This window comes from Paenibacillus sp. sgz302114, from assembly GCF_056120345.1.
This window is the reverse complement of sequence record NZ_JBVYOI010000003.1, coordinates 49,373-75,672: the sequence shown is the minus strand read 5'-3', so window position 1 is coordinate 75,672 and position 26,300 is coordinate 49,373. Positions and strand designations below refer to the sequence as shown.

Sequence of the window (26,300 nt, the reverse complement as noted above, 5' to 3'; positions counted from 1 at the left end):
TTTTACGCGCTGGAAAAGGTTGCTCCTCATGTCCTTTTTCGGCAAGTATGGTACAATAGTCGTTGAGGTGAAGGTAAGCGATGTTCCTGAAAAGGATTGAATTAGCCGGGTTTAAGTCGTTTGCCGATAAGACGGAGTTGGAATTCGTCCGTGGTATTACGGCTGTTGTTGGCCCGAACGGCAGCGGGAAGAGCAATATTAGCGATAGCATCCGCTGGGTATTGGGTGAACAAAGCGCGAAGAGTCTTCGCGGCGGCAAGATGGAAGATATTATTTTTGCGGGCAGTGATGCGCGCAAGGCGGTGAATTTCGGCGAAGTATCGCTCACGCTGGACAATTCCGACAATGCGTTGCCGCTTGATTTTAACGAGGTAACGGTCACCCGCCGTGTTCATCGTAACGGTGATAGCGAATATTTGATTAACAAGCAGTCATGCCGACTGAAAGATATAACGGAACTGTTTATGGATACGGGCATCGGTAAAGAGGCGTATTCCATTATCGGACAAGGCCGGATTGAAGAGATTCTAAGTACCCGTTCGGAAGACCGACGCGGTATCTTTGAAGAAGCATCGGGCATAGTGAAGTATAAGTCGCGTAAGCGCGAGGCGCAGAAGAAGCTGGATGAGACGGAGACAAACCTGCTGCGTATCCACGATTTGGTCACGGAGCTTGAAGACCAGGTTGAACCGCTTCGCGTGCAATCTGAGAAAGCTATTCAGTACAAACAGCTGCGAGATCAGTTGAAGCATGCAGAGATTTCGATGTATGTACATAATATTGATACCGTACACAAGTCCTGGAATGAATCGAATGCGAAGATGGCAAAGCTGCAGGAAGAGCAGCTTGCGCTTTCCACAGTCGTAAGCAAGCATGATGCGGTGCTCGAGAAGGACCGTTTGAAGCTGCGCGAGCTGGAGGAGACGCTTGATCGTCTCCACGAGTCAATGCTGCAATATAGCGAAGAGTATGAGAAATGCGAAGGCTACGGGGAGGTGCTCAAGGAGCGTAAACGCAACTTGGAGCAGAACCGTACGCAGCTCGAAGCGACGCTCGCTGCACAGAACGAGCGGATACAGTCGCTGACGAAGGAAGAGGCGGAGTTCCGCGGTAAGGCGGCTGCGCTTGATAGCGATTTGAACGCGCTGCGGGCAAAGCTGGCGCTTGAAGAAGCGCAGCTTCTTGGTACCGCTGCATCGGCATCCGGAGATGCGGAAGAATCGCTCAAAGGCGAGCTGCTTGATGTGCTGAGTACGATGGCTCAGCTGCGCAATGAAATTCGTTATGCGAATCAGCAGGAAGAAGCGCTGCAGCGCCGCATGGAACGGCTCGGCGATGAGCATACGAAGTGGCAAGAGCAGCACGATAAGCTGAAGGCAAGACGAGCTGAGCTGACGCAGAAGCTAGAGACGACACTCTCTGACATTAACAAGTTCCGTAACAAGTACATTACGGAAGCTGAGCAGCTGCAGAACGGCCAGAAGCTGCTAGAGGAAGCCGGCGGAGCAGTTCGCAAGTGGGAGCAGAAGCTTGAAGCGCTCACCTCTCGCCGAGATACGATGAAAGAGATGCAGGACGACCTTGATGGCTTTATGCAAGGTGTCCGTGAGATCTTGAAAGCTTCTCGCCGTACATCTGGCGGTGTTGAAGGCGTACACGGCGCTGTCGCGGAGCTAATCCGCGTGCCAGAGAAGGTCGAGCTTGCGATTGAGACAGCGCTTGGCGGTGCGCTTCAGCACGTTGTCATGAACGATGAGCGCTCCGCCCGCGCGGCGATTGCATTCTTGAAGTCTCGTCAGCTTGGACGAGCTACATTCCTGCCGCTCGATGTAATCCGCGGGCGGAATATTCCGGATCATGATCGCAGAACAATTGCCGGTATGGAAGGTTTCGTCGGCATAGCCGCTGAGCTCATCTCTTGCGATGCGAAGTATGCGCAGATTGCCGAAAGCTTGCTTGGTAATGTACTTATCTCCGAAACGCTGGAGCATGCGAACCGGATTGCAGCAAGGTGCTCATACCGGTTCCGTGTCGTTACGCTCGAAGGAGACGTCGTTAATGCAGGCGGTTCGATGACAGGCGGCAGCATTCAGAAGAAAGGCGCCAACCTGCTCGGCCGTACACGGCAAATTGAACAGCTTGATGAAGAGATTAAAGCGACAGGGGAGCAAATCACGAAGCTTCGCGACCGGATCAGCGACCTCCGCAAGGAGCAGTCCATTCGCAATCAGAACGTCGATGACTTGCGCGCACAAGGCGAGAAGGTGCGGATAGAGGAGCAGCACTTGCGTGCGGAGCTCCAGCAGCTCGATAATGAGCAGCGCCATCTGGATGATCAGGCACTGCTGTTCCAAGCGGACAGTGCCGGTCATAAGTCGGAGCAGCAGCAACTGAGCCTGTCGGCGAAGGATGCGGAAGAACGGCTTGAGGTGCTGACGAAGGAAGAACTGCGGCTGCAGGATGGAATTCGTATGGCAGAGGATCGCCGTAAAGCCGGTGAATCAGCCAAAGAGCAGCTTCAGGATCAGCTGACGGATCTGAAGATCGCCCTCGCCAAGACTGACCAAGAGAAGATGTCATTCGAGGACCAAGCTGCCCGGATCCGAACGGATGTTGGCCGCGCGAAGCAGGAGCTATCCGGCTTGCGCGAAATGCTTATGCGCCAAGAGGAAGAGACGTCTCAGCATGCGGCTGAGAGCGTGAAGCAGATTGAACAGCTGAACGCTTTGAAGCTGAAGAAGGATTCCTGCGCGGAGCAGACAGACTTGAAACGCGCCGAGCGTGCTGAGCTTACTCGTGAGCTGGAGCAGGGCGAGAGCGAGACGAAGGAGCAGCGCACACAGCTGCGCAGCATCGAAGATCAGCTTCGACAGATCGAAATTGGAGTGAACCGTCTTGATGTTGAGCTCGATAACCTGCTTCGTAAGCTAAGCGAGGAATACGAGCTCAGCTACGAGCTGGCGAAGGAACGTTATCCTGTTCCGGAGGATGTGCTTGCTGCTCAGAATGAAGTGCGTGATCTGAAGCGTCGTATCTCGAGCCTTGGGGAAGTAAACCTTGGCGCGATTGATGAGTACGAACGTGTAAGGGAGCGGTACACATTCCTGAATGATCAGAAGAACGACCTCATCGAAGCGAAGACGACGCTGTATCAAGTCATTCGCGAGATGGACGAAGAGATGAGCAAGAGATTCCGCATCACATTTGAAGCGATTCGGGGCCACTTTGTCGTTGTCTTCGCGAAGCTGTTCGGCGGCGGACGCGCAGACCTCATCATGGTCGATCCGGATCGGGTTCTCGATAGCGGTATTGATATCGTTGCCCAGCCTCCAGGCAAGAAGCTGCAGAATTTGCAGCTTCTCTCCGGCGGCGAGCGCGCACTGACTGCGATTGCGCTATTATTTGCGATTTTGCAAGTAAAACCAGTGCCATTCTGCGTGCTCGATGAGGTTGAAGCTGCTCTTGACGAAGCAAACGTTGCGCGATTCGCACAATACTTGCGCGAATTCTCGGAACTTACACAGTTTATCGTCGTAACACACCGTAAAGGGACGATGGAGGAAGCGGATGTACTCTATGGGGTAACGATGGAGGAAGGCGGCGTTTCGAAGCTCGTTTCGGTCCGGTTGGAGGACGAAGAAGCGGTATCTGCTTAATTGCTGCAGCTTGCAGCAATGAACGAACGTATTGTAGAGCCGGAGCTTAGGCAGCAGCTTGTTTGCGCCTAGGCCCGGCTTTTGCAACTAAAGGGATGGAGGACATCAGATGAGTTTTTTTAAACGGTTGAAAGAGAGCATTGCACAGAAGACCGAAGCGGTCACATCGAAGTTCAAGGAAGGCCTGACGAAGACGCGGACGGCTTTCGTAGGCAAGATCGAAGATCTGATCTCACGCCGCAAGAAGATTGACGAAATGTTCTATGAAGAGCTGGAAGAAATTCTAATTGGCGCGGATGTCGGCGTAAACACGGTGATGGAACTAATTGATGATTTACGTGCAGAAGTGAAGAAACGTAAAATTGAGAATGCATCCGAGCTGCAGCCTATTCTGTCCGAGAAGCTTGTTGATCTGCTTAAAGGCAACGCATCAACAGCGCTGCGCATGGCAGATCAAGGCATGACTGTCATTCTGTTCGTAGGCGTTAACGGCGTCGGCAAGACAACGACAATCGGCAAGCTCGCGCACAAGTTCAAGAGCGAAGGTAAGAGCGTTCTTCTTGCAGCTGGCGATACATTCCGCGCAGGCGCGATCGAGCAGCTGGAGGTATGGGGCAAGCGCGTTGGCGTTGACGTGATCAAGCAGGAGTCAGGCGCAGACCCAGCGGCGGTTATGTACGATGCGGTTCATGCGGCGAAGCAACGCGGCGTTGATGTGCTGCTGTGCGATACGGCTGGACGCTTGCAGAATAAGCATAACTTGATGGAAGAGCTGAACAAGATCTTCCGCGTCATCCAGCGTGAAGTGCCAAGTGCGCCGCATGAGGTACTGCTCGTTCTGGATGCAGCAACAGGCCAGAATGCACTTAGCCAAGCGAAGCTATTCGGCGAGAAGAGCGGCGTAACAGGCCTTGTATTGACGAAGCTCGATGGTACGGCAAAAGGCGGGATTGTCATTGCAATCCGCAATGAGATGGATCTGCCGGTGAAGCTGGTCGGACTTGGCGAGAAAATGGACGATCTGCAGGAATTTGATTCCGAGCAATTCGTTCACGCGCTGTTCGGCGGACTGCTTCAAAGCGCTGAAGAAGAGGCTGAAAAGGCGGAATAATCATGGTCATCGCGGGCGTCAACCTTTTTTACTTGACAGCCTATGTTGAGATGCGCTATGATAAGCGTCGTGGAATTGGTGTAAAGGTAATTGCCTTGACGCAAAGGAGTGGGAAGCATGATGATCCATGAATCTGACGCCCTGGCTAAGACGAACCGAATAAATATGCTGTTTGACTTCTATGAGAAGTTGCTGACTGAGAAACAGCAAACTTTTCTTAAATATTATTTCCATGATGATTATACGCTCGGTGAAATTGCTGCCGAGTTCGATATTACAAGGCAAGCCGTGTATGAGCATGTGAAGCGTGCCGGTACGGTTCTGGAGAGCTACGAGAGCAAGCTTGGGTTGTTGCGCAAGCACGCTGCTTCGGAGAACTGGCTGAACAAGCTGGAGTCGCTCGCAGATCTGGCAGGGTCGAATGAAGATCTTCGCACGAAGCTTCAAGAAATTGCCAAGGGATTGCGCAATGAAGTTCATAGCGCTACATAAGTAAGAACTAAGGAGGTGACGATCATGGCATTTGAAGGATTGTCCAGCAGGCTGCAGAACGTGTTTGGCAAGCTGCGCGGCAAAGGCAAAGTGTCCGAGGATGATGTTAACGAGGCGATGCGCGAGGTGCGGTTAGCCTTATTGGAAGCCGATGTTAACTTCAAGGTCGTCAAGGATTTCATCGCGAAGGTGAAGGAACAGGCTATCGGAGCGGAAGTGATGAAGAGCTTCACGCCTGGCATGGTCGTCGTCGATATCGTTAACAAAGAGCTTACGGAGCTAATGGGCGGCACGCAATCGAAGCTGGCCAAAGCGAATAAGCCGCCAACTGTCATTCTGATGGCTGGTCTGCAAGGCGCAGGTAAAACAACCTCCAGCGCTAAGCTGGCGAAGCTTCTCCTCAAGGACAAGCATAAGCCGCTTATGATTGCAGGCGATATTTACCGTCCTGCAGCGATCAAGCAGCTGCAAGTGCTCGGCGAGCAGATCGGTGTTCCCGTCTTTACGCTAGGTGATCAAACGTCGCCGGTTGACATTGCACGCGCAGGTCTTCAACACGCGAAGGACAACGGTCATGATTATGTCATTATCGATACAGCGGGTCGTCTTCATATTGATGAAGCGCTCATGGCTGAGATTCGTCAGATCCATGACGTAACGAAGCCGGATGAAGTGCTCCTGGTTGTCGATGCAATGACAGGTCAAGAAGCTGTTAACGTTGCACAGAGTTTCCATAGCCAACTTGAGCTGACAGGCGTTATTCTTACGAAGCTGGATGGCGATACACGCGGTGGTGCTGCGCTGTCGGTTAAAGCAGTAACCGGTTGTCCGATTAAGTTCGCGGCGACAGGCGAGAAGATTGAACCGCTTGAGCCGTTCCATCCGGAACGGATGGCTTCCCGAATTCTCGGCATGGGCGATATGCTCTCGCTGATCGAGAAAGCCCATTCGACCATTGACGCTGAGAAAGCGGCTGAGATGGAGCGCAAGATGCGCACGGCGGAGTTCACGTTCGATGATTTCCTAGATCAGATGGAGCAGGTTCGCAAGCTTGGACCGCTGGATCAGCTGCTCGACATGATGCCTGGCATGGGAAAAATGAAGGATATGAAGAACTTCAAGGTGGATGAAAAGCAGATTGGCCGCGTCGAAGCGATTGTGAAGTCGATGACGAAGACTGAGAAGCAGAAGCCTGAAATTCTGAATCACAGCAGACGTAAACGTATCGCAGCGGGAAGCGGCACTTCCATTACGGAAGTTAACCGCCTCATTAAGCAGTTTGATGATATGAAGAAGATGATGAAGCAATTCTCCTCGATGATGGGTCCGAAAGGTCCTAAGGGCGGCATGAAAGGTTTGAAGAACATGCTGCCGAAAGGCATGAAGTTCCCTTTCTAAGCGAAGAGATAAGCATACGAAAATTTTTTGAAGGAGGTGAATTTCAAAATGGCAGTACGTATTCGTTTGAAACGTATCGGTGCGCACAAAGCACCTTTCTACCGCGTGGTAGTATCGGATTCCCGTTCCCCGCGTGACGGTCGCTTCATTGAGGAAATCGGCACTTATAACCCGGTTGCTCAACCGGCACAAGTGACAATCGATGAAGAGAAAGCTCTTAAATGGCTTCAAAACGGAGCTCAAGCTTCTGACACAGTTCGTAACTTGCTTTCCAAAGCAGGCGTTATGACTAAGCTTCACGAAGCGAAGCTTCAAAAATAACTACTCGATGCGGGGGGCCTATTGTGATGAAAGATTTGATTCTTGTCATAGCGAAGGCTTTAGTGGATTACCCGGAGGACGTGCGTGTCGACGTGAAAGAAGACGATCGCGGCACCGTCTATCTGCTGTCGGTGAACCCTGACGATGTCGGGAAAGTCATCGGCAAGCAGGGACGAATTGCCAAAGCGCTGCGGACGGTTGTCACATCGGCGGCCGTCAAATCGCATAAGCGCGTCATGGTCGATATTATTTCATAGCGATCGTACATCGAGACAGGGTTAGGATACGTACGTATCCTAACCCTTTTTCGATGTTAATAATGATGAGTAGGATACGAACGTATTCTGGCTCTTTTCGATGTTAATAACGAATAAGGCAGGAGACAATAATGGAACAGTGGTTATCGGTCGGTAAATTGGTGAATACACACGGCATCCGCGGCGAAGTGAAAATTGTGTTGCAAACGGATTTTCCAGAGGAGCGTTTCGCTCCGAACTCGGTGCTGACGTTGCTTGAGCCGGAATCGAAGCGGAAGTTCGAAGTGGAAGTAGTAAGCGCTAGGCTGCACAAGAATATGTACATCGTGAAGTTCAAAGGCTGGGACGACATCAATGATGTTGAGAAGTACAAAGGCTGGGAGCTGAAGGTGTCCAAGGAAAACCTTGTGCCGCTTGAAGAAGGTGAGTATTACCATCACCAAATCATTGGTTGTACGGTTGTAACTGATGAAGGTGCTGAGCTTGGCGTCATTACGGAGATTCTATCACCCGGTGCGAACGATGTGTGGGTCGTAAAACCGAAAAAGGGCAAAGAAGTGCTCATTCCTGTCATTGATGATGTCGTGCTCGATGTCAATATTACCTCCAAGACTGTGCAAGTACACCTGATGGAAGGGCTGATCTAGCCTTATGCGCATTGACGTATTAACGCTGTTCCCTGAGATGTTCCACGGTGTATTCGGTGCGAGCATTCTCGGCAAAGCGCGAGATAAAGGGATTGTAAGCCTGAACGCGGTTAACTTCCGTGATTATGCGAATAATAAACATAATACGGTTGATGACTATCCATACGGCGGCGGTGGAGGCATGGTGCTGAAGCCTGAGCCGCTCTTCGCTGCTGTAGAGGAGCTTATGCCCGAAGGCGGACAGCGTCCACGCGTCATTCTGCTTTGCCCGCAAGGGGAACCCTACACGCAGAAGAAAGCGGAGGAGCTGTCGCAGCATGACCATCTTGTGTTCGTGTGCGGCCACTATGAGGGCTACGATGAGCGTATTAGGCAGCATCTCGTCACCGATGAAATATCGCTTGGCGATTATGTCCTAACTGGCGGCGAGCTTCCGGCTATGGTTATTATCGACAGTGTCGTTCGTTTGCTTCCAGGCACGCTGGGCAATGAGAACTCGGCAGTGACCGATTCGTTCAGCACAGGGCTGCTTGAGCATCCCCACTATACTCGTCCTGCGGTGTTTCGCGATTGGGAAGTGCCTGATGTGCTGCTCTCCGGACATCACGCGAATGTGGAGGTCTGGCGCCGACAGCAATCCATTCTGCGCACGCTTGAACGTCGTCCAGAGCTGCTTGAAACGGCTGAGCTGACGAAGAAAGAACGACTGTGGCTGAATGAAATCATCAAAGAACGCGCGAATAAAGAATAATGCTAACGCTCTAGCATGCATTGCTAGATTTTCAGAAATGTAGTGTTGTGTTCTAGGCGGTAATATGTTATATTATCAGATGTTGCTTTGTTAACTCGGACGGTCCGCTATGAAGCCATGATCCGTTTCGTTTGTTCTGAAGGATTCGGGTAGCTTATATGAACGTCTATGGTGGAAGGAGTGAATATAAATGAATCTTTTACAAATCATTGCGCAAGAAAATCTTCGTACAGATCTTCCTAACTTTCGCCCAGGCGATACGTTGAAGGTGCATGTTAAAGTAATCGAGGGTTCGCGTGAGCGTGTACAGCTGTTCGAAGGCGTTGTTATCAAACGTCGCGGCGGCGGTATCTCCGCTACTTTCACAGTGCGTAAAATCTCGTACGGTGTTGGTGTGGAAAGAACTTTCCCACTAAACTCGCCGAAGATCGAGAAGATTGAAGTTGCTCGTCGTGGTAAAGTTCGCCGCGCGAAACTGTACTATCTTCGTGAGCTTCGCGGTAAAGCTGCGAGAATTAAAGAAATTCGTTAATGAACGTCAAGAGGGGGACTTGCGCAAACAAGTCCCTTTTCGTTTTTCTACATATGTGTTTAAAATGTAAACTCCGATTATAGAAGAGGGTGGATAGCGTGGATCAACAACGCCGGACGGAAGAAAACGAACAAGAAGCTAAGCAGAATGATGTAGTAGCAACTGCTGAAGAGAGTGCAGATGTGCCAGTCGCTACAAGCAACCGTTCAGGCAACCGAACGCAGAAGGAAGTGATGGAATGGGTCAAAGCACTCGCCATTGCAGCGATACTCGTTCTTGTCATTCGCTATTTTCTGTTTGCTCCGTTTATTGTTGACGGACCTTCGATGGAGCCTAACTTCTATACCGGTGAACGGTTAATCGTTAATAAAGTGATTTATGATATTAGAGAACCGAAGCGCGGCGAAGTGATCGTGTTCCACGTGCCTGAGGAAGGCCGTGATTTCATTAAACGCGTCGTTGGCGTGCCTGGCGATAAAGTGAAGTACGAAGGCGACAACTTGTACATTAACGGCAAGAAGGTCGATGAGCCTTACTTGGCAGAATCGATTGCGAATGCCAAAGCGAACGGTGAGATTTTTAATAACGAAGGCGCAGACCGCAACTTCCCGAACGCGAACTTTACGACGGATGTTGTGCCTGAAGGCACAGTGCTTGCGTTCGGTGACAACCGCCGCAACAGTAAGGACAGTCGGATGATTGGCTTTGTTTCCGACAAGGAAATCGTCGGCAGAGCAGATATTATTTTCTGGCCCGCTGCGAAAATGTCTTTCGTGAAACATGGATGAGGTGAGTTAATTATATGACGATTCAATGGTTTCCCGGCCATATGACAAGGGCCCGGAGGGAAATTGAGGCTAAGCTTAAGCTGATTGATATTGCAATCGAGCTGCTTGATGCGAGAGTTCCGCTCTCAAGCCGAAACCCGATGGTGGATGACATTCTCAAAGGGAAGCCTCGCTTAATTTTGCTCAATAAGACAGATTTGGCAGATGCCCGGACAACGGACAAGTGGATGGCTTACTTTGCAGATATGGGGCATACAAGTCTTGCGATAGATGCTTCGACTGGAACGAGAGTGAATGAAATTCCGGTTCGAGTGAAACAGCTGCTGCATGAGAAGATTGCACGCCAAGTGTCCAAAGGCATCACGCCACGTGCTGTTCGCGGTCTAATCGTAGGTATCCCGAATGTCGGCAAATCGACGCTCATTAACCGTCTTGCAGGTCGCGCAATCGCGGCAACAGGCGACCGTCCTGGTGTGACGAAGGGGCAGCAGTGGATTAAAGTCGGCACAGAGATGGAACTTCTCGATACCCCGGGTATTTTGTGGCCGAAGTTCGAGGATCAGCACGTCGGCATGAAGCTGGCAATGACTGGTGCAATTAAAGAACAGGTCATCAATGTGGAAGAAGTTGCCTTCTTCGCTGTGAAAGAACTGACGAAACGTTATTGGGATACAATGGCGGAACGTTTCAGTTTGACAAAACCGCCGAGCGATTACGATGATGCGGATGAAATTGTTCGTGTCATGGAAGATATCGGGCGCAAGCGCGGCTGTCTCGTGAGCGGCGGTCGGGTTGATCTGGAGAAAGCATCCGGCATCATTCTGCGTGAGCTCCGGGCAGGCAACCTGGGCCGGATAACGTTGGAATCACCGGAAGATGTAATGTAGATTTTGTATGGACGGCTGCCTTGTTAACTATGAGGGAGCCGTTTGTTGTTTCATGGGATATGGGAGAACGCGAGCGGGAAGCGGGGAACAGAGGATGCTGGAGTTTGAAAAGCCGCTATGGGCGCAAGGCTTCCGTTATATTGCCGGGGTTGATGAAGTTGGCCGGGGCTGCCTATTCGGCGATGTAGTTGCTGCTGCGGTTATTTTGCCAGAAGGGCTTGTACTTGAAGGTATTGATGATTCAAAGAAGCTGTCCGAGAAGAAGCGTGACGAGCTGTATGAGGTCATTATGGAACATGCGGAAGCATGGGCGGTCGCGCGAGTCGATGCATCTGCTGTAGATACGATCAATATTAAGCAAGCGGCGCGGCTGGCGATGAAGCAAGCAGTCGAGATGCTGTCGGTACAGGCGGAGTATTTGCTCGTCGATGCGGAGAAGGTGGACCTCCAGTTGCCGCAGGAAGCGATTATCAAGGGTGATGCAAGGAGCCAGTCTATCGCGGCCGCTTCGATTATGGCGAAAGTGACTCGAGACCGCCTTTGCCAAGGCGAATGGAACGATCTGTACCCGGAATACGGTATTGCGATACATAAAGGGTATGCAACGAAGCTGCATCGTGAGAAGCTGCTTGAGCATGGTCCAAGCTCGATGCACCGTCAGAGCTTCCTTCGAAAGCTGTTTGCGGAGCAGGAAGTAGAGCAGCAGCTGTTGTTTTAGGTGAAGATAAGGAAAAAGATCATCACATATGGGAATAGATCATTATGTGCTGTGTGTTTGACCGCTGGTTCCGGTATAATCGGAGTCAGCGGTTTTTTTGTTTTGGGCGGATAAGCTGGAAAAAAGATTAGGATCGATTGTGGATGGGAAGTTGGGGGAAAGAGTTAAAGAGGTCCAGCAGACTAGCTAGATGGATGGAAGGTTGAAGGACAAGTGTTAAAGAGACCAAGTAGACCAGCTACTTGGATGGAATATGACAGAGGTAGGATGAAGTGGGGTTCAATCGGCTTTGTTTCGATTGAATTCTTAGCTTTTGTGGTTAAGATGCTCGTACCGCAAACCGATAAAAGAAATATAGATTTACGTGCGCGTATGGCAATTGGCATGTGCAGGAAGGATGCGTTCGGATGACATTATCAATTGGACAGTTGATGAAAGGCTTGCTCGGCGATGCGCAGCCTATGGAAGGTAAAGCGCTGGAGTTGAAAGTTGGCCAAATCGTACGTGCGGTGCTCGTTAAGATGCTGGATGATCAAGAAGGGATCATTCAAATTAACGGAACTCAGGTACAGGCAAAGCTGGAGACGCTTCTGCAGCCAGGTCAATCTACCTTGCTGCAGGTGCAGCCTCAGTCAATGGACGGGTCGCTTGTGCTGAAGCAGGTAGATCAGCAGACAGCAGCGATGCCGGAAGCGACGATGAAGGAATGGCTCAAGGGAGCGGGATTGCCGGAGCAGAAATGGACTGCTCAGCTGGTGAATGATTTGAAACAAAGCGGAGTGTCGCTTAATCGAGAGACAGCAGGGCAGTTCAAACAAGCGCTTGCCGAGATGCCGCAAGGTGTTGATCTGAAGACTTGGATGAATGCGGCGTCACTGGCGGCGAAGCGCGGTTTGCCGATGACAAGCGCGACGATTAGCGCGCTTGCACAGACGCAGTCCGGCGCTCCAGCACATGTGCTGCTGGAAGCGCTGGAGCAGGGGCTTGCCGCTTGGAGCAGCTCTGGGGGAACGGAGACGGAGGCGGGAGTGGCGAAGCAGCCGCCGACAGCAGGGCAAGCGGCAGCAGCGAAGCTGCAGGCGCTGCTTACCGAAGGTGCAGCGCTAATGCGCGAAGCGCCAGGGGCCGAAGCCGCAGCGGAGCCGGCGACGGCCCGAGCAGCAGGCGAAGCTGCTGCGGGTGTGTCCGCGCGAAGCGCGGATGCGGGCGCGGGAGCGAGCTCGGTTGCGCCGAGCGCCCGCGCTGGCGGCGAAGCCGCCACAGGCGCGGGGCCGCAGCCCGCGCCGGCGCCGCAGGCCGCGGCCGGCGCCACGGCTGCGCGCAGCGCAGCTGCGCAGCCGGCGGGCGCGCTGCCGCCGGCAAGCTCCGGCGCTGCTGCGCCGGAGCAGCCAAACCATGCCGCTGCTGCCGGAGCTTCGGCTCCTAGCGGCGGCGGCACGCCAACCCCGCAGCCAGCCGCCCCGCAGAACTGGGTCGGCCAGCTGATGAAATGGCTCGGCGTCGACCACGAACGACTGCTCGCGGCTTCCGCCACAGAAGACCAGCTTCAGACGTCGCAGAAGCTGGCAGCGGGGCAACCCAATGAGGCTGCGCAAGAGACGCAGCAGCAGTCTCACACCAATGCCGATGCCGCTGCCAAAGAACCGGCTCGCGGCGGTGCGAACAGCGCGGTCATTGAACGCGCGCTGCAGCAACAGCAGCAAGCGAGTCAGCTTCCTGCGCCTGGTTTGGCACTATCGCAAGATGGCGATGGCATCAAACATGCTGCCGCCGAGACAATGAAGAGCGCGCTGTTGACATTAGCGAGCGCGGATGATGTACCGCAAGCGCTGAAAGATACGTCGCAGCAGCTTGTTTCTCATATTACCGGCCAGCAACTTCTGCTTACGCCGGAGAAGACGGGCTCGCTTTTCTCTTATATAACGATGTTTATCCCGATGAAAGGGGCTGACGGCAGCCAAACAGCGTCGGTCCACGTTCAAACACGCCGCGACCGCAAAGGAGAGCTGGATGCGGACAATTGCCGGCTGCTCTTTGACCTTCGGATGAAAACCTTAGGCGATACGGTCGTTGATGTACAGGTTGTCGATAAGATCGTGAGTTTGAATCTTTGGAACGATCATCCAATGACCGGGGAGCTTGCGGAGTCCGCCCGGCCGGAATTGACAGAAGCGCTGCAGAAGAGCGGTTACCAGCTGCTCACACTGAAAGCGACACCGATGCCGGATCGGATGGCGGCGAGAATGAATGCGGCAGATGGGGCGACAGCGGCTGCCCAATCAAATGGACAAGAATGGACGGCGAAGCCCTATAAAGGAGTGGACTTCCGAGTATGAGGGACAACAACCATACAACACCGCAGCCTCTCCCGAACAAGAAGGCGGTTGCGCTTAAATATGAACCTGGTGAACGGAATGCGCCTGTTGTCGTTGCGAAAGGGCAAGGAAGAATTGCAGAAGCGATATTAGAGAAAGCGGCGGAGAACGGAATTCCTGTCCAGCAGGACAAGTCGCTTGTTGAAGTGCTCTCCAAACTCGATCTGGATCAAGAGGTCCCTCCTGAGCTATATGCTTTGGTTGCTGAAATCCTTTCTTTCGTCTATCGTTCCGATCAGAGGGCAGGTGCCATCAAATGACGAGCGCACGACAATCTAATGAAGCAAAAAAAGCTGACTCACGACAATCGATAGGCAAGTTCGGCGAAGAACATGCTGCCCGTTATCTAACCGAACAAGGCTATCATGTCTTAGCTCGGAATTGGCGCTGTCGTTCAGGCGAGCTCGATATCGTCGCACAAACTGCCGATACGTTCGTCATTATCGAAGTTCGGACTCGTAGACAAGGCGGGAGATTCGGCACAGCTGTAGAATCAGTAGATTTCCGTAAACAGCATCAAGTACGGGCAACGGCTGAGGTTTATATATCACTTCTGAAGCTGCACGATCAGCCGGTCCGGTTCGATGTCATTGCGATAACCGCTGTTCCAACGCCGAACGAGCCTATTCCTTATCAAATTACTGAACTGAAACATATCAAAGCTGCTTTTTAACGAATAAGAGATGCCTACTCAGGCATCTCTTTTCTCATTTCTAAAGCGCATGTAGCTTCCGGTCCAATCCTCGGTAACCGATCGCTTCTGCAACATGCGGACTGTCTACTAGCTCACACTGCTCCAGATCTGCAATTGTTCTCGCAAGCTTCAATATCCGGTCATGCGCTCGTAAACTTACGCCAAGCGAGTCAAAGGCTAGGCGCAACAGCTCATCCGCTTCTCTTGTAAGCTGCACAGCTCTTCGTAATGAAGCTCCAGCCAGATCGGCAAGTGACCTTCCGAGAGCGTCAGCACGCGCATTTCGGTATTGTACAGCTTGCAGCACAATCTGCTTCATCTGGGCGGAAGTCATGCCAATCTGTAAGTCAGCAGTCGCAGGCGGCCTTGCGACCTCAATATGCATATCTATTCGGTCGAGGAGTGGACCGGAAATTTTGGCGCGGTACCTTGAGAGATACGCTTCGCTGCAGCTGCAGCGTTGATCCTCTGTATCATGGCCATAATAGCCACAAGGGCAAGGGTTCATAGAAGCTGCCAATAAAAAGTGTGCTGGGAACCGAAATACCGCCCGGCTCCTTGCGATCGTCACCTCACGATCCTCCAGCGGTTGGCGAAGCACTTCAAGTGCAGCTCGTGAAAATTCAGGCAGCTCGTCCAGAAACAAGACGCCGCGATGAGCAAGCGTCACTTCGCCTGGTCGCGGTATCGAGCCTCCGCCGATCAATCCTGCAGCGGATATCGTATGGTGGGGACTGCGGAACTGGCGTTCCTTCATCAGCGATGGGATACCTCCAGGGAGCTTGCCCGCGGCGCTATATATCTTCGTTACTTGCAGCGCCTCTTCTTCTCCGAGTGGCGGCATGATGCCGGGAAGCCGCTTGGCGAGCATCGTCTTACCTGTGCCAGGCGGACCCGACAGCAGCAAATTATGCTTGCCAACTGCAGCGATCAGAAGCGCCCGCTTCGCGTGGTGCTGTCCAAGCACATCACCGAAATCACCATGTAGATGGATACTCTCGACTAGCAAGCTATTCTTTACATCTCGTGAATGGTCGGCATGATATTGCAAAGATCGCCAAGCTTCTTTGTCCGAATCGGCATCCTTCAGCTCTAGCAAATGGGTGATTGCGAACAGTTCGAGTCCTTCAATGCAGGAAGCTTCTGAAGCGTTGGTATGAGGAAGCAGCACTTTCGTGCGGCCCCTAAGCTTAGCTTGTTCCACCATCGCAAGGACGCCTGGAATCGCGCGCACCTCGCCGTTCAGCGCGAGTTCGCCGAGTATTATCATATCCCGGAACAATTCCGCCTGCAGTTGTCCGCTCGCGACTAAGACACCAACTGCGATTGCGAGATCAAAGGCAGTTCCTTCTTTGCGTAAGTCAGCTGGAGCAAGGTTAACAGTAATTCGTTCCATCGGGAACGTGAAACCACAGTTCTTGATCGCAGCTCGTACACGTTCAACAGATTCTCTTACGGCCGGATCGGGAAGACCAACGACATTTACTTGCGGGAGCCCGCTGGAAATATCGACTTCTACGGCAATCATTCTGCCCTCCACGCCGTATACGCTGCCGCTGCAAATTTGAGTATACAAAACAAAAAACACCTCCATCGTTATCGGATGAAGGTGCTTCCTCACTAGTCCGTGTATATCATGCTTCACATTTATGATAGTACATACTTGAAAATATTGTCAACAACGCTCGATTTCATTCTGACTTGATTAATTGCTGGATAAATCGCTCGATTTGTTCCTTATGGTGGGTATCGTGATCGACAAAATCCTTTAAGTATGCCGATACCGTGAACGGAATGCCATCTCCATCACGATAAACTTCATTTTGCTGCGTCTCATTTAATGATTTCAACTTTCCAACTAGCTCACCACGTACTTCGATACAAGCAACGATCAGCTCTTCTTGGCTAATTGACTTTGCATATGTTGCAGCATTCTCATTAAACTGATCGAAATTGGAATGTTTGTATGTAAGCGGAGTACCAGCGGCAATAGGAGCTATAGCTTCGTTTAGGAAATGACGGTCCCACAGCATAATGTGCGCCATCACTTGCTGTGTCGACCATTTGCCAGGTTCGAGCGGAGTGGTCCACTCATCGCCGGATAGAACGCGCAGCGAAGCCGCGAACGAAATCATGGATTCAAAAGCAACCATTAATAGTGGAATCGTACGTATGACTCAGAACAGCTCCTCAATAAAGAATGGATGATATGAATTCATTATAATGCGAACTTACGTTCGGTGTCAATATTTTGTAAAAGTTAGGTAATACTAATCGTGAACTGCCATCCGTCATAAGGCTTTTCAATGCAAAAGCAATGTTTTCATCTTCTTATATTAACTTTCATCGCTTTTCATATCGATTTGAGATGAAATTAATATCAAAAAAGATGGCATCTTGAGCTAAAAAAATAGTAAAGCTATGACGAAACGTGTTACAATACTTATGGTTTTGTGTACATACGTAGTAGTTAACTGCGGATAGGAGGATTTTCGTAAATGAATATCCATGAGTATCAAGGAAAACAATTGCTAAAACAATACGGAGTTGCGGTGCCGGAAGGCAAAGTGGCATTCTCCGTTGAAGAAGCGGTAGAAGCAGCGAAATCGCTCGGTACGCCGGTCGTCGTTGTTAAGGCGCAAATCCATGCTGGTGGCCGCGGTAAAGCGGGCGGCGTTAAGGTTGCCAAAAATTTGGATGAGGTTCGCGACTACGCAAGCCAAATTCTAGGTAAAGTTCTCGTCACGCACCAAACAGGCCCGGAAGGTAAAGAGGTTAAGCGCCTCTTGATCGAGCAAGGCTGCGACATTAAGAAGGAATATTACATTGGTCTCGTTGTTGACCGTGTAACAGGACGCATCGTTATGATGGCATCCGAAGAGGGCGGCACAGAAATCGAAGAGGTTGCTGAGCATACGCCTGAGAAGATTTTCAAAGAAGTAATCGATCCAGCGGTTGGCCTTCAAGTGTTCCAAGCGCGCAAGCTTGCTTACTCCATCAACATTCCTAACGAGCTGGTGAACAAAGCGGCTAAATTCATGCTGTCCTTGTATACAGCTTTCGTTGAGAAGGATTGCTCGATTGCAGAGATCAACCCGCTCGTCGTTACTGGCGATGGCAACGTAATGGCGCTTGACGCCAAGCTGAACTTCGATTCCAACGCACTGTATCGTCACAAAGACATTCTCGAGCTTCGTGACCTGGATGAAGAAGATGAGAAGGAAATTCAAGCGTCCAAGTTCGACCTCAGCTACATCGCGCTCGATGGCAACATCGGTTGCATGGTTAACGGAGCAGGTCTTGCTATGGCGACAATGGATATTATCAAGTACTACGGCGGCGACCCTGCGAACTTCCTGGACGTAGGCGGCGGTGCTACGAAAGAAAAAGTAACGGAAGCGTTCAAGATCATTCTCTCCGATGAGAAGGTTAAAGGCATTTTCGTTAACATTTTCGGCGGCATTATGAAATGCGATATTATCGCAGACGGTGTTATCTCAGCAGCGAAGGAGCTCGGTCTTGACCGTCCGCTCGTCGTTCGTCTGGAAGGCACTAACGTAGAGCTCGGCAAGAAAATGTTGAATGAATCCGGACTAAACATCGTGGCTGCGGATTCGATGGCTGACGGTGCACAAAAAATTGTTGCGCTAGTTAAGTAAGACATCTGAAGTCGCACTTTCCGCGGCAAATGAATTCATTTAGGGGATGTGAGTTTCGATGAGCATTTTGGTAGACAAGAATACTAAAGTCATTACACAAGGTATTACCGGTGCAACAGGTCTTTTCCATGCGAAAGGCGCCTTGGAATACGGTACTCAAATGGTTGGCGGCGTTACACCTGGCAAAGGCGGCACGAACGTTGACATTACACTTGAGAACGGCACTGTAGTATCCCTTCCTGTATTCAATACAGTTGCTGATGCAGTCGCTAAGACTGGCGCCACTGCTTCGGTTATTTACGTACCGCCAGCATTCGCTGCAGATTCCATCTTGGAAGCTGTCGATGCTGAGCTGGATCTCGTTATCTGTATTACAGAAGGTATTCCAGTAATCGACATGATTAAAGTGACTCGGTACATGGAAGGCCGCAAAACGCGCCTGATCGGACCGAACTGCCCAGGCGTTATCACGCCAGGCGAATGCAAAATCGGCATCATGCCGGGCTATATCCATACAAAAGGCCATGTAGGCGTCGTTTCCCGCAGCGGAACGCTTACTTACGAGGCTGTTCACCAGCTGACAACTCGCGGCATTGGTCAATCCTCCGCAGTTGGTATCGGCGGCGACCCTGTTAAAGGCTCGGAGTTCATTGACATTCTGAACATGTTCAATGAAGATCCGGATACTTATGCGGTTATCATGATCGGTGAAATCGGCGGCTCCGCAGAAGAAGAAGCAGCTGAGTGGGTTAAAGCAAACATGAAGAAGCCGGTTGTTGGCTTCATTGGCGGCGCAACAGCGCCTCCAGGCAAACGTATGGGACATGCTGGCGCAATCATCTCCGGCGGCAAAGGTACTGCAGCTGAGAAGATCGCAACGCTTGAGAAATGCGGTATCCGCGTAGCTCCAACGCCTTCCGAAATGGGCTCCACACTTGTGAGTGTCCTGGAAGAGCGCGGCATGCTCGACAAGTGCAAAACTCACTAAGCTGAGTAATGCCAATTGCATATAACGAAAAGGTAAGCAACCTTTCGAATTGCCCTCACCCTGGGCTTTCGAAGGTTGCTTTTTTCATTATTTACCATATACGGCTTGCATTCTGATTGCTGCGAAGGCACAATAAAGAAGAATGCGAGCCTTCGAAGCGGGAGGCGGAGCACTATGAACATGGAACTTGGCAAGCGCAGAGAGCTGTTAATCACAATGCACGAAACACCAGGTATCGGTTGGCAATCAATCAGAAAGGCTGCCGAAAGCAGTGAATGGCACTCTTTCGAGCGATTTGCGCCTGAGGCATGGGTGACGTCGGTAGGGTTAAAGCTTGATCAGGCGCGTGCATTATCGAATGCGTTTTCAAGCGTTGATGTAAAAGCAAGAGATGAAAGAATGAAAGAGCTTGGCATTAAAGTTATAACGAGACTGGACGAAGACTACCCGGAATTGTTAACAGAATCACCCCAGCCGCCATGGGTTTTATATGCGATTGGCAAGGATACACTGCTGAGAAGGCCGTCAATTGCGGTTGTCGGGTCGCGAGGGCCGACGACCTATGGACGAAGAACGGCTTCTGAGCTTGCTAGGAAGCTCTCTGAGCGAGGTGTAACCATTGTGAGCGGCATGGCAAGGGGGATTGATGCTTTAGCGCATGAGGGAGCTTTGCAGGGCTCAGGAAGCACGATCGCTGTTCTTGGCACTCCCGCCAATATGATCTATCCAGCAGACAATCGCCAGCTTTATGCTGAAATTGCGAAGAACGGGCTAATTCTCTCTGAGGTGCCGATTGGAACGCCTTTTCATCCTGGCTTGTTTCCGCTTCGCAATCGGATTATCGCTGCATTGTCTCTCGGTACCGTCGTAGTCGAGGCGGCAGAGCGCAGCGGCTCGCTCATAACGGCCGATCAAGCGCTAGAAATGTCGCGTGACGTGTTCGCTGTACCAGGACCGATCTCTTCACCGAAGAGTGCGGGCACGAACGGTCTGATTCGTCAAGGAGCTAAGCTTGTCTCTTCATTTGAGGATATTATGGAAGAATATTCCGGGCTGCCGATATATAATCAAGCACGATCGCTAGCAAGCGGACAAGCGGAATCATCAGCAAGCAACGTGGAGCACGAACTGAGCGCGAATGAAGCGATTATTTATCGTTTCTTGAGCGATGAACCACGAACCGTAGACCAACTTCACGAGCTTTCCTCGTTCCCTTTTGGACTTTTGCACTCAGTTCTGATAAATTTAACTTTAAAACGTAAGATTGAACAGCATTCAGGTTCCATATATAGTGTAATGTAGCATGTAGTTGAGAGGAGGGCGCAGCGATGGCAGATTCCCTTGTCATTGTCGAGTCACCGGCAAAAGCGAAGACAATTGGAAAATATCTCGGCAGCAAGTTTATCGTGAAAGCATCGATGGGTCATATCCGTGATTTGCCGAAGAGCCAGATCGGTGTTGAAGTAGAGAATGATTTCAACCCCAAATATATAACGATTCGCGGTAAAGGCAGCGTCTTGAAGGAATTGAAGGATGCTAGCAAAAAAGTAAAAAAAGTATATCTCGCAGCTGACCCTGATCGCGAGGGTGAAGCGATTGCATGGCATTTGGCGCATTATCTCGAAATTGATGAGAGTGATTCTTGCCGGGTTGTCTTTAACGAGATTACGAAGCAAGCCGTTAAGGATGCCTTTAAAGCGCCGCGTCCGATTAATATGGACCTGGTGAATGCGCAGCAAGCGCGTCGTATTCTTGACCGGCTTGTCGGTTACAAGATTAGCCCGCTTCTATGGAAGAAAGTGAAGAAGGGACTGTCGGCAGGTCGCGTTCAATCCGTAGCGGTTAAGCTCATAATTGATCGCGAGAATGAGATTGATGCTTTCGTTCCTGAGGAGTATTGGACGATAACAGCGCAGCTGAAGCAAGGCGCAACGACGTTTGAAGCGAAATATCATTCGCTGAATGGCGAGAAGCGCGAGCTAGGCAACGAAGCGGACGTTCAAGAAGTAATGAAGGCGATGGGCGACTCGGCGTTCACCGTCAGCGAAGTGAAAGAGAAAGAACGGCTGCGCAATCCGGCAGCGCCGTTCATTACGAGCTCCTTGCAGCAAGAAGCCGCTCGTAAGCTAGGCTACCGCGCGTCCAAGACGATGTCGGTCGCGCAGCAGCTCTACGAGGGCGTCGATCTCGGCAAAGAAGGCACAGTCGGTCTCATCACTTATATGAGAACGGACTCGACGCGAATCTCGCCTATCGCGCAAGAAGAAGCGAAGAATTATATTGAAGAGAAATATGGCGCGACATATGTGCCTGAGCAGCCACGCGTGTACACGAAGAAGAACAGCAATGCGCAGGATGCGCATGAAGCTGTCCGTCCTACTTCTGTATTCCGCGATCCGGAGTCGGTGAAGGAGTTCCTGAGCCGCGATCAGTTCAGATTGTATAAGCTCGTCTGGGACCGGTTCGTAGCGAGCCAAATGTCGTCAGCTGTATTGGATACGATGACAGTAGATTTGAAAGTAGGTTCTGGAGCTATATTCAGAGCAGTTGGCTCGAAAGTAAAGTTCCCGGGCTTTATCAAAATCTATGTCGAGGGCAATGATGACGGTACAACTACAGATGACGAGAAATTCCTGCCGCCGCTTTCCGTCGGTGAAGTGGTAAGTGCTGAAGCGATTGATCAGAAGCAGCACTTTACGCAGCCTCCGCCACGCTACTCTGAAGCCCGTCTAGTGCGCATGATGGAAGAAGTAGGCATCGGAAGACCGAGTACGTATGCACCGACGCTGGAGACGATCCAGAAGCGTGGCTACGTCGCGATGGAGGAGAAGAAGTTTATTCCGACAGAGCTCGGTGAACTCGTTATTCAGATGATGGAAGAGTTCTTCCCGGAAATTCTCGATGCGGAGTTTACGGCGCATATGGAAGACGATCTCGACCATGTGGAAGACGGCAAGCAAGATTGGGTGAAAGTGCTTGCTAACTTCTATAGCTCTTTTGAGAAGCGGCTCGAGTACGCTGAGGAAGAGATGAAGGAAGTTGAACTGCAGGATGAAATCTCCGATGAGCTGTGTGAGAAGTGCGGGAAGCATCTCGTATTCAAGATGGGCCGGTTCGGTAAGTTCCTGGCTTGTTCCGGATTCCCGGATTGCCGGAATACGAAGCCGATTGTCAAAGATATCGGCGTTACTTGTCCGAAATGCCATGCGGGTAAAATCATCGAACGCCGCAGCAAGAAAGGCCGTTACTTCTACGGCTGCGATCAATACCCTGGCTGCGACTACGTCTCATGGGATAAGCCGGTTAGCAAGCCTTGTCCTCAGTGCAATAGCGTAATGGTTGAGAAACGCAATAAGAGTGGCGCTAAGCTCCTCTGTACGCAGTGCGACTATAATGAAGAAGTTATTGAAGATATGGAGCCGGCGGAACTATAACGCCGGCCTGCCCTATGTCAGCAGACATGAAATTGAATCAGGATTGGTTATATTGAAAGGATGGTAAGTGCATTGTCAGAAATACAACGTGTAACAGTTATCGGAGCGGGGCTTGCAGGCAGCGAGGCTGCTTGGCAGATCGCATCGCAAGGAGTACCTGTTACTCTTTATGAAATGAGACCGGCGACCCAGACGCCTGCTCACCATACGAAGAACTTCGCAGAGCTCGTGTGCAGCAACAGCTTGCGCGCAAACGGGCTTGCGAATGCAGTTGGCGTGCTGAAAGAAGAGATGCGCAGAATGAATTCACTCATTCTCGATTGCGCAGATCGGAATGCCGTACCAGCAGGAGGCGCGCTTGCGGTTGACCGTGACGGCTTCTCGGGCGACGTCACTCGTATTCTGAAGGAGCATCCGCTGATTGATGTCCGTACTGAAGAAGTGACGGAGATCCCGCAAGATGGCATTGTACTCATTGCGACAGGTCCATTGACAGCTCCGAAGTTGTCCGCACAAATTCAAGAGCTGCTCGGCCAAGAGTATTTCTACTTCTATGATGCGGCTGCGCCAATCGTGGAAAAGGACTCCATCGACATGTCGAAGGTATACCTCGCATCCCGTTATGATAAAGGTGAGGCTGCTTATTTGAATTGTCCGATGACTGAAGAGGAGTTCGATATTTTCCACGAAGCATTGACGACAGCAGAGAAAGCCGAAATGAAGGATTTTGAGAAAGAACAATACTTTGAGGGCTGCATGCCGATCGAAGTTATGGCAAGCCGTGGCAAGCAAACGGCGCTTTTCGGGCCGATGAAGCCGGTGGGTCTCATTAATCCGCATACAGGTAAGCTACCACACGCCGTCGTTCAACTGCGTCAGGACAACGCTGCAGGCACGCTGTACAACCTAGTAGGCTTCCAGACTCACCTTAAGTGGGGCGAGCAGAAGCGGGTATTCTCGCTAATCCCTGGTCTTGAGAATGCAGAGTTTGTTCGCTTTGGCGTTATGCATCGCAATACGTTTATCAACTCGCCGAAGCTGCTTCGGTCGACGTACCAGTCGATTAATCGCGATACGTTATTCTTTGCAGGCCAAATGACTGGTGTTGAAGGCTATGTCGAATCAGCAGCATCTGGCTTGATCGCAGGGCTTAATGCCGGCCGATTAGCTCGCGGCTTGGAGCCAGTTGTTCTTCCGGCGGATACAACGCTTGGCAGTATGGCGCACTACATTACGACGGCGGACTTCAAGCACTTCCAGCCGATGAATGCGAACTTCGGGCTAGTCCCTCCGCTTGAGAAGCGGATGCGCAGCAAGAAGGATAAGAACGATGCCATTGCAAACCGTGCGCTCGATCAGCTAGCGCGGTTTAAAGTGGAGCAGCTCGGTTATGCAGCAGCAGAGGAAGAAACGGTTCACGAGTAATCGGAATCTATAGCATCTCGCAGTAGACAGCAGCGGCAGCGATCATTCTACGCCGCTGTTTACTTTTATTTGAAATTTTTGCAAAACTCAAGCTATTCTTACGAAGTAGAATTATTAGCGGAAATATAAAATATATTTTTGTAAAAAGTGAGGTTGAGGAACATGGAAATGCAATTTCATGCGACCACGATATGTGCGGTTCGCCATAATGGCAAAGGTGCCATAGCTGGTGATGGCCAGGTGACTTTCGGCAACAGCATGGTTATGAAGCATACAGCGAAGAAAGTCCGCAGATTGTATCGCGGGCAAGTGATCGCCGGCTTCGCAGGCTCTGTTGCGGATGCGATCTCGCTCTTTGAGAAGTTTGAAGGCAAGCTGGAGGAGCATCACGGCAACTTGCAGCGTGCAGCGGTTGAACTGGCGAAGGATTGGCGTTCAGATCGTGTGCTGCGCAAGCTCGAAGCGATGATGATCGTTATGGATGCTACCAGCCTTCTGCTTATTTCCGGTGGCGGCGAAATCATTGAACCTGATGACGGCATCCTTGCAATCGGCTCAGGTGGCAGCTTCGCGCTTGCGGCAGCACGTGCGGTGAAGCAGCATGCGCCTCAGCTTGAGGCGAAGGACATGGTTCGTTCGGCGCTTGAAATCGCTGCTGATATTTGTGTGTTCACAAACCGCAATATTATTGTAGAAGAAATTGGCTAGATGCCTGTATCTACGAATGGACTCATTTGGAGGGGTTAATAATGGCAAATGAAGCAATGACACCGAAGCAGATTGTGGCGGAGCTTGATAAATATATCGTTGGTCAGAAACCGGCAAAGAGGTCAGTCGCGGTAGCATTGCGGAATCGTTATCGTCGCAACCGTCTTGATGAAGCGTTACGTGATGAAATCGTACCTAAGAACATTCTGATGATTGGGCCTACAGGCGTAGGTAAGACGGAGATAGCGAGACGGCTGGCGAAGCTGGTGAATGCGCCTTTCGTGAAGGTAGAGGCGACTAAATTCACCGAGGTCGGCTATGTGGGCCGCGATGTGGAATCAATGGTACGCGATCTCGTCGAGACGTCGATACGGATGGTGAAGCTGGAGAAAACCGACAAGGTGAAAGATAAGGCGGAAGCGCTAGCGAATGATCGCATCGTTACACTGCTTGTTCCTTCACAAGTGAAACCAAAGTCCCAGAAAAATCCGCTTGAGATGCTGTTTGGCAATCAATCGAATGATAATGATACTGATGAGGAGCCGGTAGAGAGTTCGCAGGTGCTGGAACGCCGCAAGCAAGTGAAGGAGCAGCTCGCAGCAGGTAAGCTTGAGAATGAAACGATCGAGATTGAGGTAGAGGATAATTCCCCGAATATGCTCGATATGCTGGCAGGCCAAGGCAATGAAGGAATGGGTATGGGCGCGAATATGCAGGAGTTATTCGGCCAACTGATGCCAAAGCGCTCGAAAAAACGGAAGCTGGCGGTGAAAGAAGCACGCAAAGCGCTCATTCAAGAAGAAGCGAATAAGTTGATCGATATGGATGATGTAATCTCGGAATCAGTTGTGCGTGCGGAGCAGTCCGGCATTATTTTTATCGATGAGATTGATAAGATCGCGAGCTCTTCCCGTGGTTCGGGTCCTGATGTATCCCGTGAAGGGGTGCAGCGCGATATTCTTCCGATCGTTGAAGGCTCTACGGTGATGACCAAGTATGGTCCGGTGAAGACGGATTATGTGTTGTTCATCGCAGCTGGCGCGTTCCATATGGCGAAGCCTTCTGATCTCATCCCGGAGCTGCAAGGCCGATTCCCGATTCGTGTTGAGCTTACGAATCTGAGCATAGAGGATTTTGTGAAGATTTTGACGGAGCCGAAGAATGCTCTAACGAAGCAATATACAGCGTTGCTCGAGACGGAAGGAATTACGATTACGTTCTCGGATGAGTCGATTCAAGAACTTGCGACGATAGCAGCGGATGTGAACAAGAATACGGAAAATATCGGGGCTCGCCGGCTTCACACGATTCTGGAGAAGCTGCTCGAGGATCTGTCATTCGAAGCGCCGGAGCTGTCGCTTGAGGAGCTTGTCATTACGCCGGAATATGTACGCGAGAAGCTTGGCAATATTGCGAAAAATCGCGATCTAAGTCAATATATACTGTAAGGGATCGGATT

The 26,300-nt window shown here is 51.1% G+C and carries 24 protein-coding genes; 22 read left to right on the top strand and 2 right to left on the bottom strand.

The genetic code is table 11. The features are described 5' to 3' along the window. The first annotated feature begins 80 nt into the window (after positions 1-80). The 15 genes from smc (at position 81) to AC0LWF_RS09360 (ending at position 14,606) form a co-directional block, all read left to right on the top strand. Positions 81-3,656, top strand: a complete 3,576-nt coding sequence (gene smc / locus AC0LWF_RS09430) for a chromosome segregation protein SMC (protein WP_474651299.1) — start codon at positions 81-83, stop codon at positions 3,654-3,656. A 109-nt stretch (positions 3,657-3,765) separates the two neighbouring features. Then, the gene (ftsY, locus tag AC0LWF_RS09425; protein ID WP_474651298.1) at positions 3,766-4,767 is read left to right on the top strand and encodes a signal recognition particle-docking protein FtsY; all 1,002 of its coding nucleotides are present in this window, start codon (positions 3,766-3,768) and stop codon (positions 4,765-4,767) included. Between the two features lie 117 nt (positions 4,768-4,884). Beyond that, complete coding sequence (gene ylxM, locus AC0LWF_RS09420; protein ID WP_474651297.1) at positions 4,885-5,259, top strand: YlxM family DNA-binding protein; 375 nt, start codon at positions 4,885-4,887, stop codon at positions 5,257-5,259. A 24-nt stretch (positions 5,260-5,283) separates the two neighbouring features. Further along, the gene (ffh, locus tag AC0LWF_RS09415) at positions 5,284-6,657 is read left to right on the top strand and encodes a signal recognition particle protein (RefSeq protein WP_474651296.1); all 1,374 of its coding nucleotides are present in this window, start codon (positions 5,284-5,286) and stop codon (positions 6,655-6,657) included. A 48-nt stretch (positions 6,658-6,705) separates the two neighbouring features. Then, on the top strand, positions 6,706-6,978 hold the full coding sequence (rpsP, locus tag AC0LWF_RS09410; protein ID WP_474651295.1) for a 30S ribosomal protein S16: 273 nt from the start codon (positions 6,706-6,708) through the stop codon (positions 6,976-6,978). Positions 6,979-7,004: 26 nt separating this feature from the next. Beyond that, on the top strand, positions 7,005-7,235 hold the full coding sequence (locus AC0LWF_RS09405) for a KH domain-containing protein (protein ID WP_090574094.1): 231 nt from the start codon (positions 7,005-7,007) through the stop codon (positions 7,233-7,235). Positions 7,236-7,363: 128 nt separating this feature from the next. Beyond that, complete coding sequence (gene rimM, locus AC0LWF_RS09400; RefSeq protein WP_474651745.1) at positions 7,364-7,882, top strand: ribosome maturation factor RimM; 519 nt, start codon at positions 7,364-7,366, stop codon at positions 7,880-7,882. A 4-nt stretch (positions 7,883-7,886) separates the two neighbouring features. Beyond that, on the top strand, positions 7,887-8,633 hold the full coding sequence (trmD, locus tag AC0LWF_RS09395) for a tRNA (guanosine(37)-N1)-methyltransferase TrmD (RefSeq protein WP_474651294.1): 747 nt from the start codon (positions 7,887-7,889) through the stop codon (positions 8,631-8,633). A 190-nt stretch (positions 8,634-8,823) separates the two neighbouring features. Continuing rightward, positions 8,824-9,165, top strand: a complete 342-nt coding sequence (gene rplS, locus AC0LWF_RS09390; protein WP_091218811.1) for a 50S ribosomal protein L19 — start codon at positions 8,824-8,826, stop codon at positions 9,163-9,165. Positions 9,166-9,263: 98 nt separating this feature from the next. After that, positions 9,264-9,953: a signal peptidase I gene (gene lepB, locus AC0LWF_RS09385; RefSeq protein ID WP_474651293.1), complete on the top strand. Its 690-nt coding sequence runs from the start codon at positions 9,264-9,266 to the stop codon at positions 9,951-9,953. Between the two features lie 14 nt (positions 9,954-9,967). Further along, entirely contained in the window at positions 9,968-10,840 is an 873-nt protein-coding gene (gene ylqF, locus AC0LWF_RS09380) for a ribosome biogenesis GTPase YlqF (protein ID WP_474651292.1), read from the top strand. A 94-nt stretch (positions 10,841-10,934) separates the two neighbouring features. Continuing rightward, a complete protein-coding gene (rnhB, locus tag AC0LWF_RS09375) occupies positions 10,935-11,558 on the top strand; it encodes a ribonuclease HII (RefSeq protein WP_474651291.1) in 624 nt (207 codons plus the stop codon). A gap of 407 nt (positions 11,559-11,965) precedes the next feature. Continuing rightward, positions 11,966-13,894 carry a hypothetical protein gene (locus tag AC0LWF_RS09370; RefSeq protein ID WP_474651290.1) on the top strand — a complete coding sequence of 643 codons (1,929 nt, stop codon included), beginning with the start codon at positions 11,966-11,968 and terminating at the stop codon, positions 13,892-13,894. Further along, positions 13,891-14,193, top strand: coding sequence for an EscU/YscU/HrcU family type III secretion system export apparatus switch protein (locus AC0LWF_RS09365; RefSeq protein ID WP_474651289.1), 303 nt, complete (start codon positions 13,891-13,893; stop codon positions 14,191-14,193). The genes AC0LWF_RS09370 and AC0LWF_RS09365 overlap by 4 nt, the downstream gene beginning before the upstream one ends. Next, a complete protein-coding gene (locus AC0LWF_RS09360) occupies positions 14,190-14,606 on the top strand; it encodes a YraN family protein (RefSeq protein WP_474651288.1) in 417 nt (138 codons plus the stop codon). The genes AC0LWF_RS09365 and AC0LWF_RS09360 overlap by 4 nt, the downstream gene beginning before the upstream one ends. Before the next feature lie 40 nt (positions 14,607-14,646). Here the strand turns inward: AC0LWF_RS09360 and AC0LWF_RS09355 are convergent, their stop codons facing one another. Together AC0LWF_RS09355 and AC0LWF_RS09350 are read right to left on the bottom strand one after the other, a co-directional pair. After that, positions 14,647-16,203 (bottom strand): YifB family Mg chelatase-like AAA ATPase, encoded by a 1,557-nt coding sequence (locus AC0LWF_RS09355; RefSeq protein ID WP_474651287.1) that lies wholly within the window; start codon positions 16,201-16,203, stop codon positions 14,647-14,649. 115 nt (positions 16,204-16,318) lie between these two features. Further along, on the bottom strand, positions 16,319-16,780 hold the full coding sequence (locus AC0LWF_RS09350; protein ID WP_474651286.1) for a DinB family protein: 462 nt from the start codon (positions 16,778-16,780) through the stop codon (positions 16,319-16,321). A gap of 345 nt (positions 16,781-17,125) precedes the next feature. On the opposite strand from AC0LWF_RS09350, the gene sucC reads away from it, so the two are divergent. The 7 genes from sucC to hslU all read left to right on the top strand — a co-directional run bounded on the left by sucC (position 17,126) and on the right by hslU (position 26,289). Then, complete coding sequence (sucC, locus tag AC0LWF_RS09345; RefSeq protein ID WP_474651285.1) at positions 17,126-18,286, top strand: ADP-forming succinate--CoA ligase subunit beta; 1,161 nt, start codon at positions 17,126-17,128, stop codon at positions 18,284-18,286. Positions 18,287-18,344: 58 nt separating this feature from the next. Then, positions 18,345-19,274 carry a succinate--CoA ligase subunit alpha gene (gene sucD / locus AC0LWF_RS09340; RefSeq protein ID WP_126016317.1) on the top strand — a complete coding sequence of 310 codons (930 nt, stop codon included), beginning with the start codon at positions 18,345-18,347 and terminating at the stop codon, positions 19,272-19,274. Positions 19,275-19,448: 174 nt separating this feature from the next. Then, entirely contained in the window at positions 19,449-20,576 is a 1,128-nt protein-coding gene (gene dprA / locus AC0LWF_RS09335) for a DNA-processing protein DprA (RefSeq protein WP_474651284.1), read from the top strand. A 26-nt stretch (positions 20,577-20,602) separates the two neighbouring features. Continuing rightward, positions 20,603-22,708 (top strand): type I DNA topoisomerase, encoded by a 2,106-nt coding sequence (gene topA, locus AC0LWF_RS09330; protein ID WP_474651283.1) that lies wholly within the window; start codon positions 20,603-20,605, stop codon positions 22,706-22,708. A 72-nt stretch (positions 22,709-22,780) separates the two neighbouring features. After that, the gene (gene trmFO, locus AC0LWF_RS09325) at positions 22,781-24,133 is read left to right on the top strand and encodes an FADH(2)-oxidizing methylenetetrahydrofolate--tRNA-(uracil(54)-C(5))-methyltransferase TrmFO (RefSeq protein ID WP_474651282.1); all 1,353 of its coding nucleotides are present in this window, start codon (positions 22,781-22,783) and stop codon (positions 24,131-24,133) included. Between the two features lie 162 nt (positions 24,134-24,295). Then, positions 24,296-24,841, top strand: a complete 546-nt coding sequence (gene hslV / locus AC0LWF_RS09320; RefSeq protein ID WP_090574110.1) for an ATP-dependent protease subunit HslV — start codon at positions 24,296-24,298, stop codon at positions 24,839-24,841. 41 nt (positions 24,842-24,882) lie between these two features. Beyond that, positions 24,883-26,289, top strand: coding sequence for an ATP-dependent protease ATPase subunit HslU (hslU, locus tag AC0LWF_RS09315; RefSeq protein WP_474651281.1), 1,407 nt, complete (start codon positions 24,883-24,885; stop codon positions 26,287-26,289). Positions 26,290-26,300: the final 11 nt, after the last annotated feature.

What these genes read in the sequence shown, in the direction of transcription:
- topA (WP_474651283.1), top strand. Translation starts at nt 20,603, where the DNA reads ATGGCAGATTCCCTTGTCATTGTCGAGTCACCGGCAAAAGCGAAGACA.
- ftsY (WP_474651298.1), top strand. Translation starts at nt 3,766, where the DNA reads ATGAGTTTTTTTAAACGGTTGAAAGAGAGCATTGCACAGAAGACCGAA.
- sucD (WP_126016317.1), top strand. Translation starts at nt 18,345, where the DNA reads ATGAGCATTTTGGTAGACAAGAATACTAAAGTCATTACACAAGGTATT.
- smc (WP_474651299.1), top strand. Translation starts at nt 81, where the DNA reads ATGTTCCTGAAAAGGATTGAATTAGCCGGGTTTAAGTCGTTTGCCGAT.
- hslU (WP_474651281.1), top strand. Translation starts at nt 24,883, where the DNA reads ATGGCAAATGAAGCAATGACACCGAAGCAGATTGTGGCGGAGCTTGAT.
- ylxM (WP_474651297.1), top strand. Translation starts at nt 4,885, where the DNA reads ATGATGATCCATGAATCTGACGCCCTGGCTAAGACGAACCGAATAAAT.
- ffh (WP_474651296.1), top strand. Translation starts at nt 5,284, where the DNA reads ATGGCATTTGAAGGATTGTCCAGCAGGCTGCAGAACGTGTTTGGCAAG.
- AC0LWF_RS09365 (WP_474651289.1), top strand. Translation starts at nt 13,891, where the DNA reads ATGAGGGACAACAACCATACAACACCGCAGCCTCTCCCGAACAAGAAG.
- rnhB (WP_474651291.1), top strand. Translation starts at nt 10,935, where the DNA reads ATGCTGGAGTTTGAAAAGCCGCTATGGGCGCAAGGCTTCCGTTATATT.
- sucC (WP_474651285.1), top strand. Translation starts at nt 17,126, where the DNA reads ATGAATATCCATGAGTATCAAGGAAAACAATTGCTAAAACAATACGGA.
- trmD (WP_474651294.1), top strand. Translation starts at nt 7,887, where the DNA reads ATGCGCATTGACGTATTAACGCTGTTCCCTGAGATGTTCCACGGTGTA.
- AC0LWF_RS09360 (WP_474651288.1), top strand. Translation starts at nt 14,190, where the DNA reads ATGACGAGCGCACGACAATCTAATGAAGCAAAAAAAGCTGACTCACGA.
- hslV (WP_090574110.1), top strand. Translation starts at nt 24,296, where the DNA reads ATGGAAATGCAATTTCATGCGACCACGATATGTGCGGTTCGCCATAAT.
- rplS (WP_091218811.1), top strand. Translation starts at nt 8,824, where the DNA reads ATGAATCTTTTACAAATCATTGCGCAAGAAAATCTTCGTACAGATCTT.
- AC0LWF_RS09370 (WP_474651290.1), top strand. Translation starts at nt 11,966, where the DNA reads ATGACATTATCAATTGGACAGTTGATGAAAGGCTTGCTCGGCGATGCG.
- AC0LWF_RS09405 (WP_090574094.1), top strand. Translation starts at nt 7,005, where the DNA reads ATGAAAGATTTGATTCTTGTCATAGCGAAGGCTTTAGTGGATTACCCG.
- rpsP (WP_474651295.1), top strand. Translation starts at nt 6,706, where the DNA reads ATGGCAGTACGTATTCGTTTGAAACGTATCGGTGCGCACAAAGCACCT.
- AC0LWF_RS09350 (WP_474651286.1), bottom strand. Translation starts at nt 16,780, where the DNA reads ATGGTTGCTTTTGAATCCATGATTTCGTTCGCGGCTTCGCTGCGCGTT.
- ylqF (WP_474651292.1), top strand. Translation starts at nt 9,968, where the DNA reads ATGACGATTCAATGGTTTCCCGGCCATATGACAAGGGCCCGGAGGGAA.
- dprA (WP_474651284.1), top strand. Translation starts at nt 19,449, where the DNA reads ATGAACATGGAACTTGGCAAGCGCAGAGAGCTGTTAATCACAATGCAC.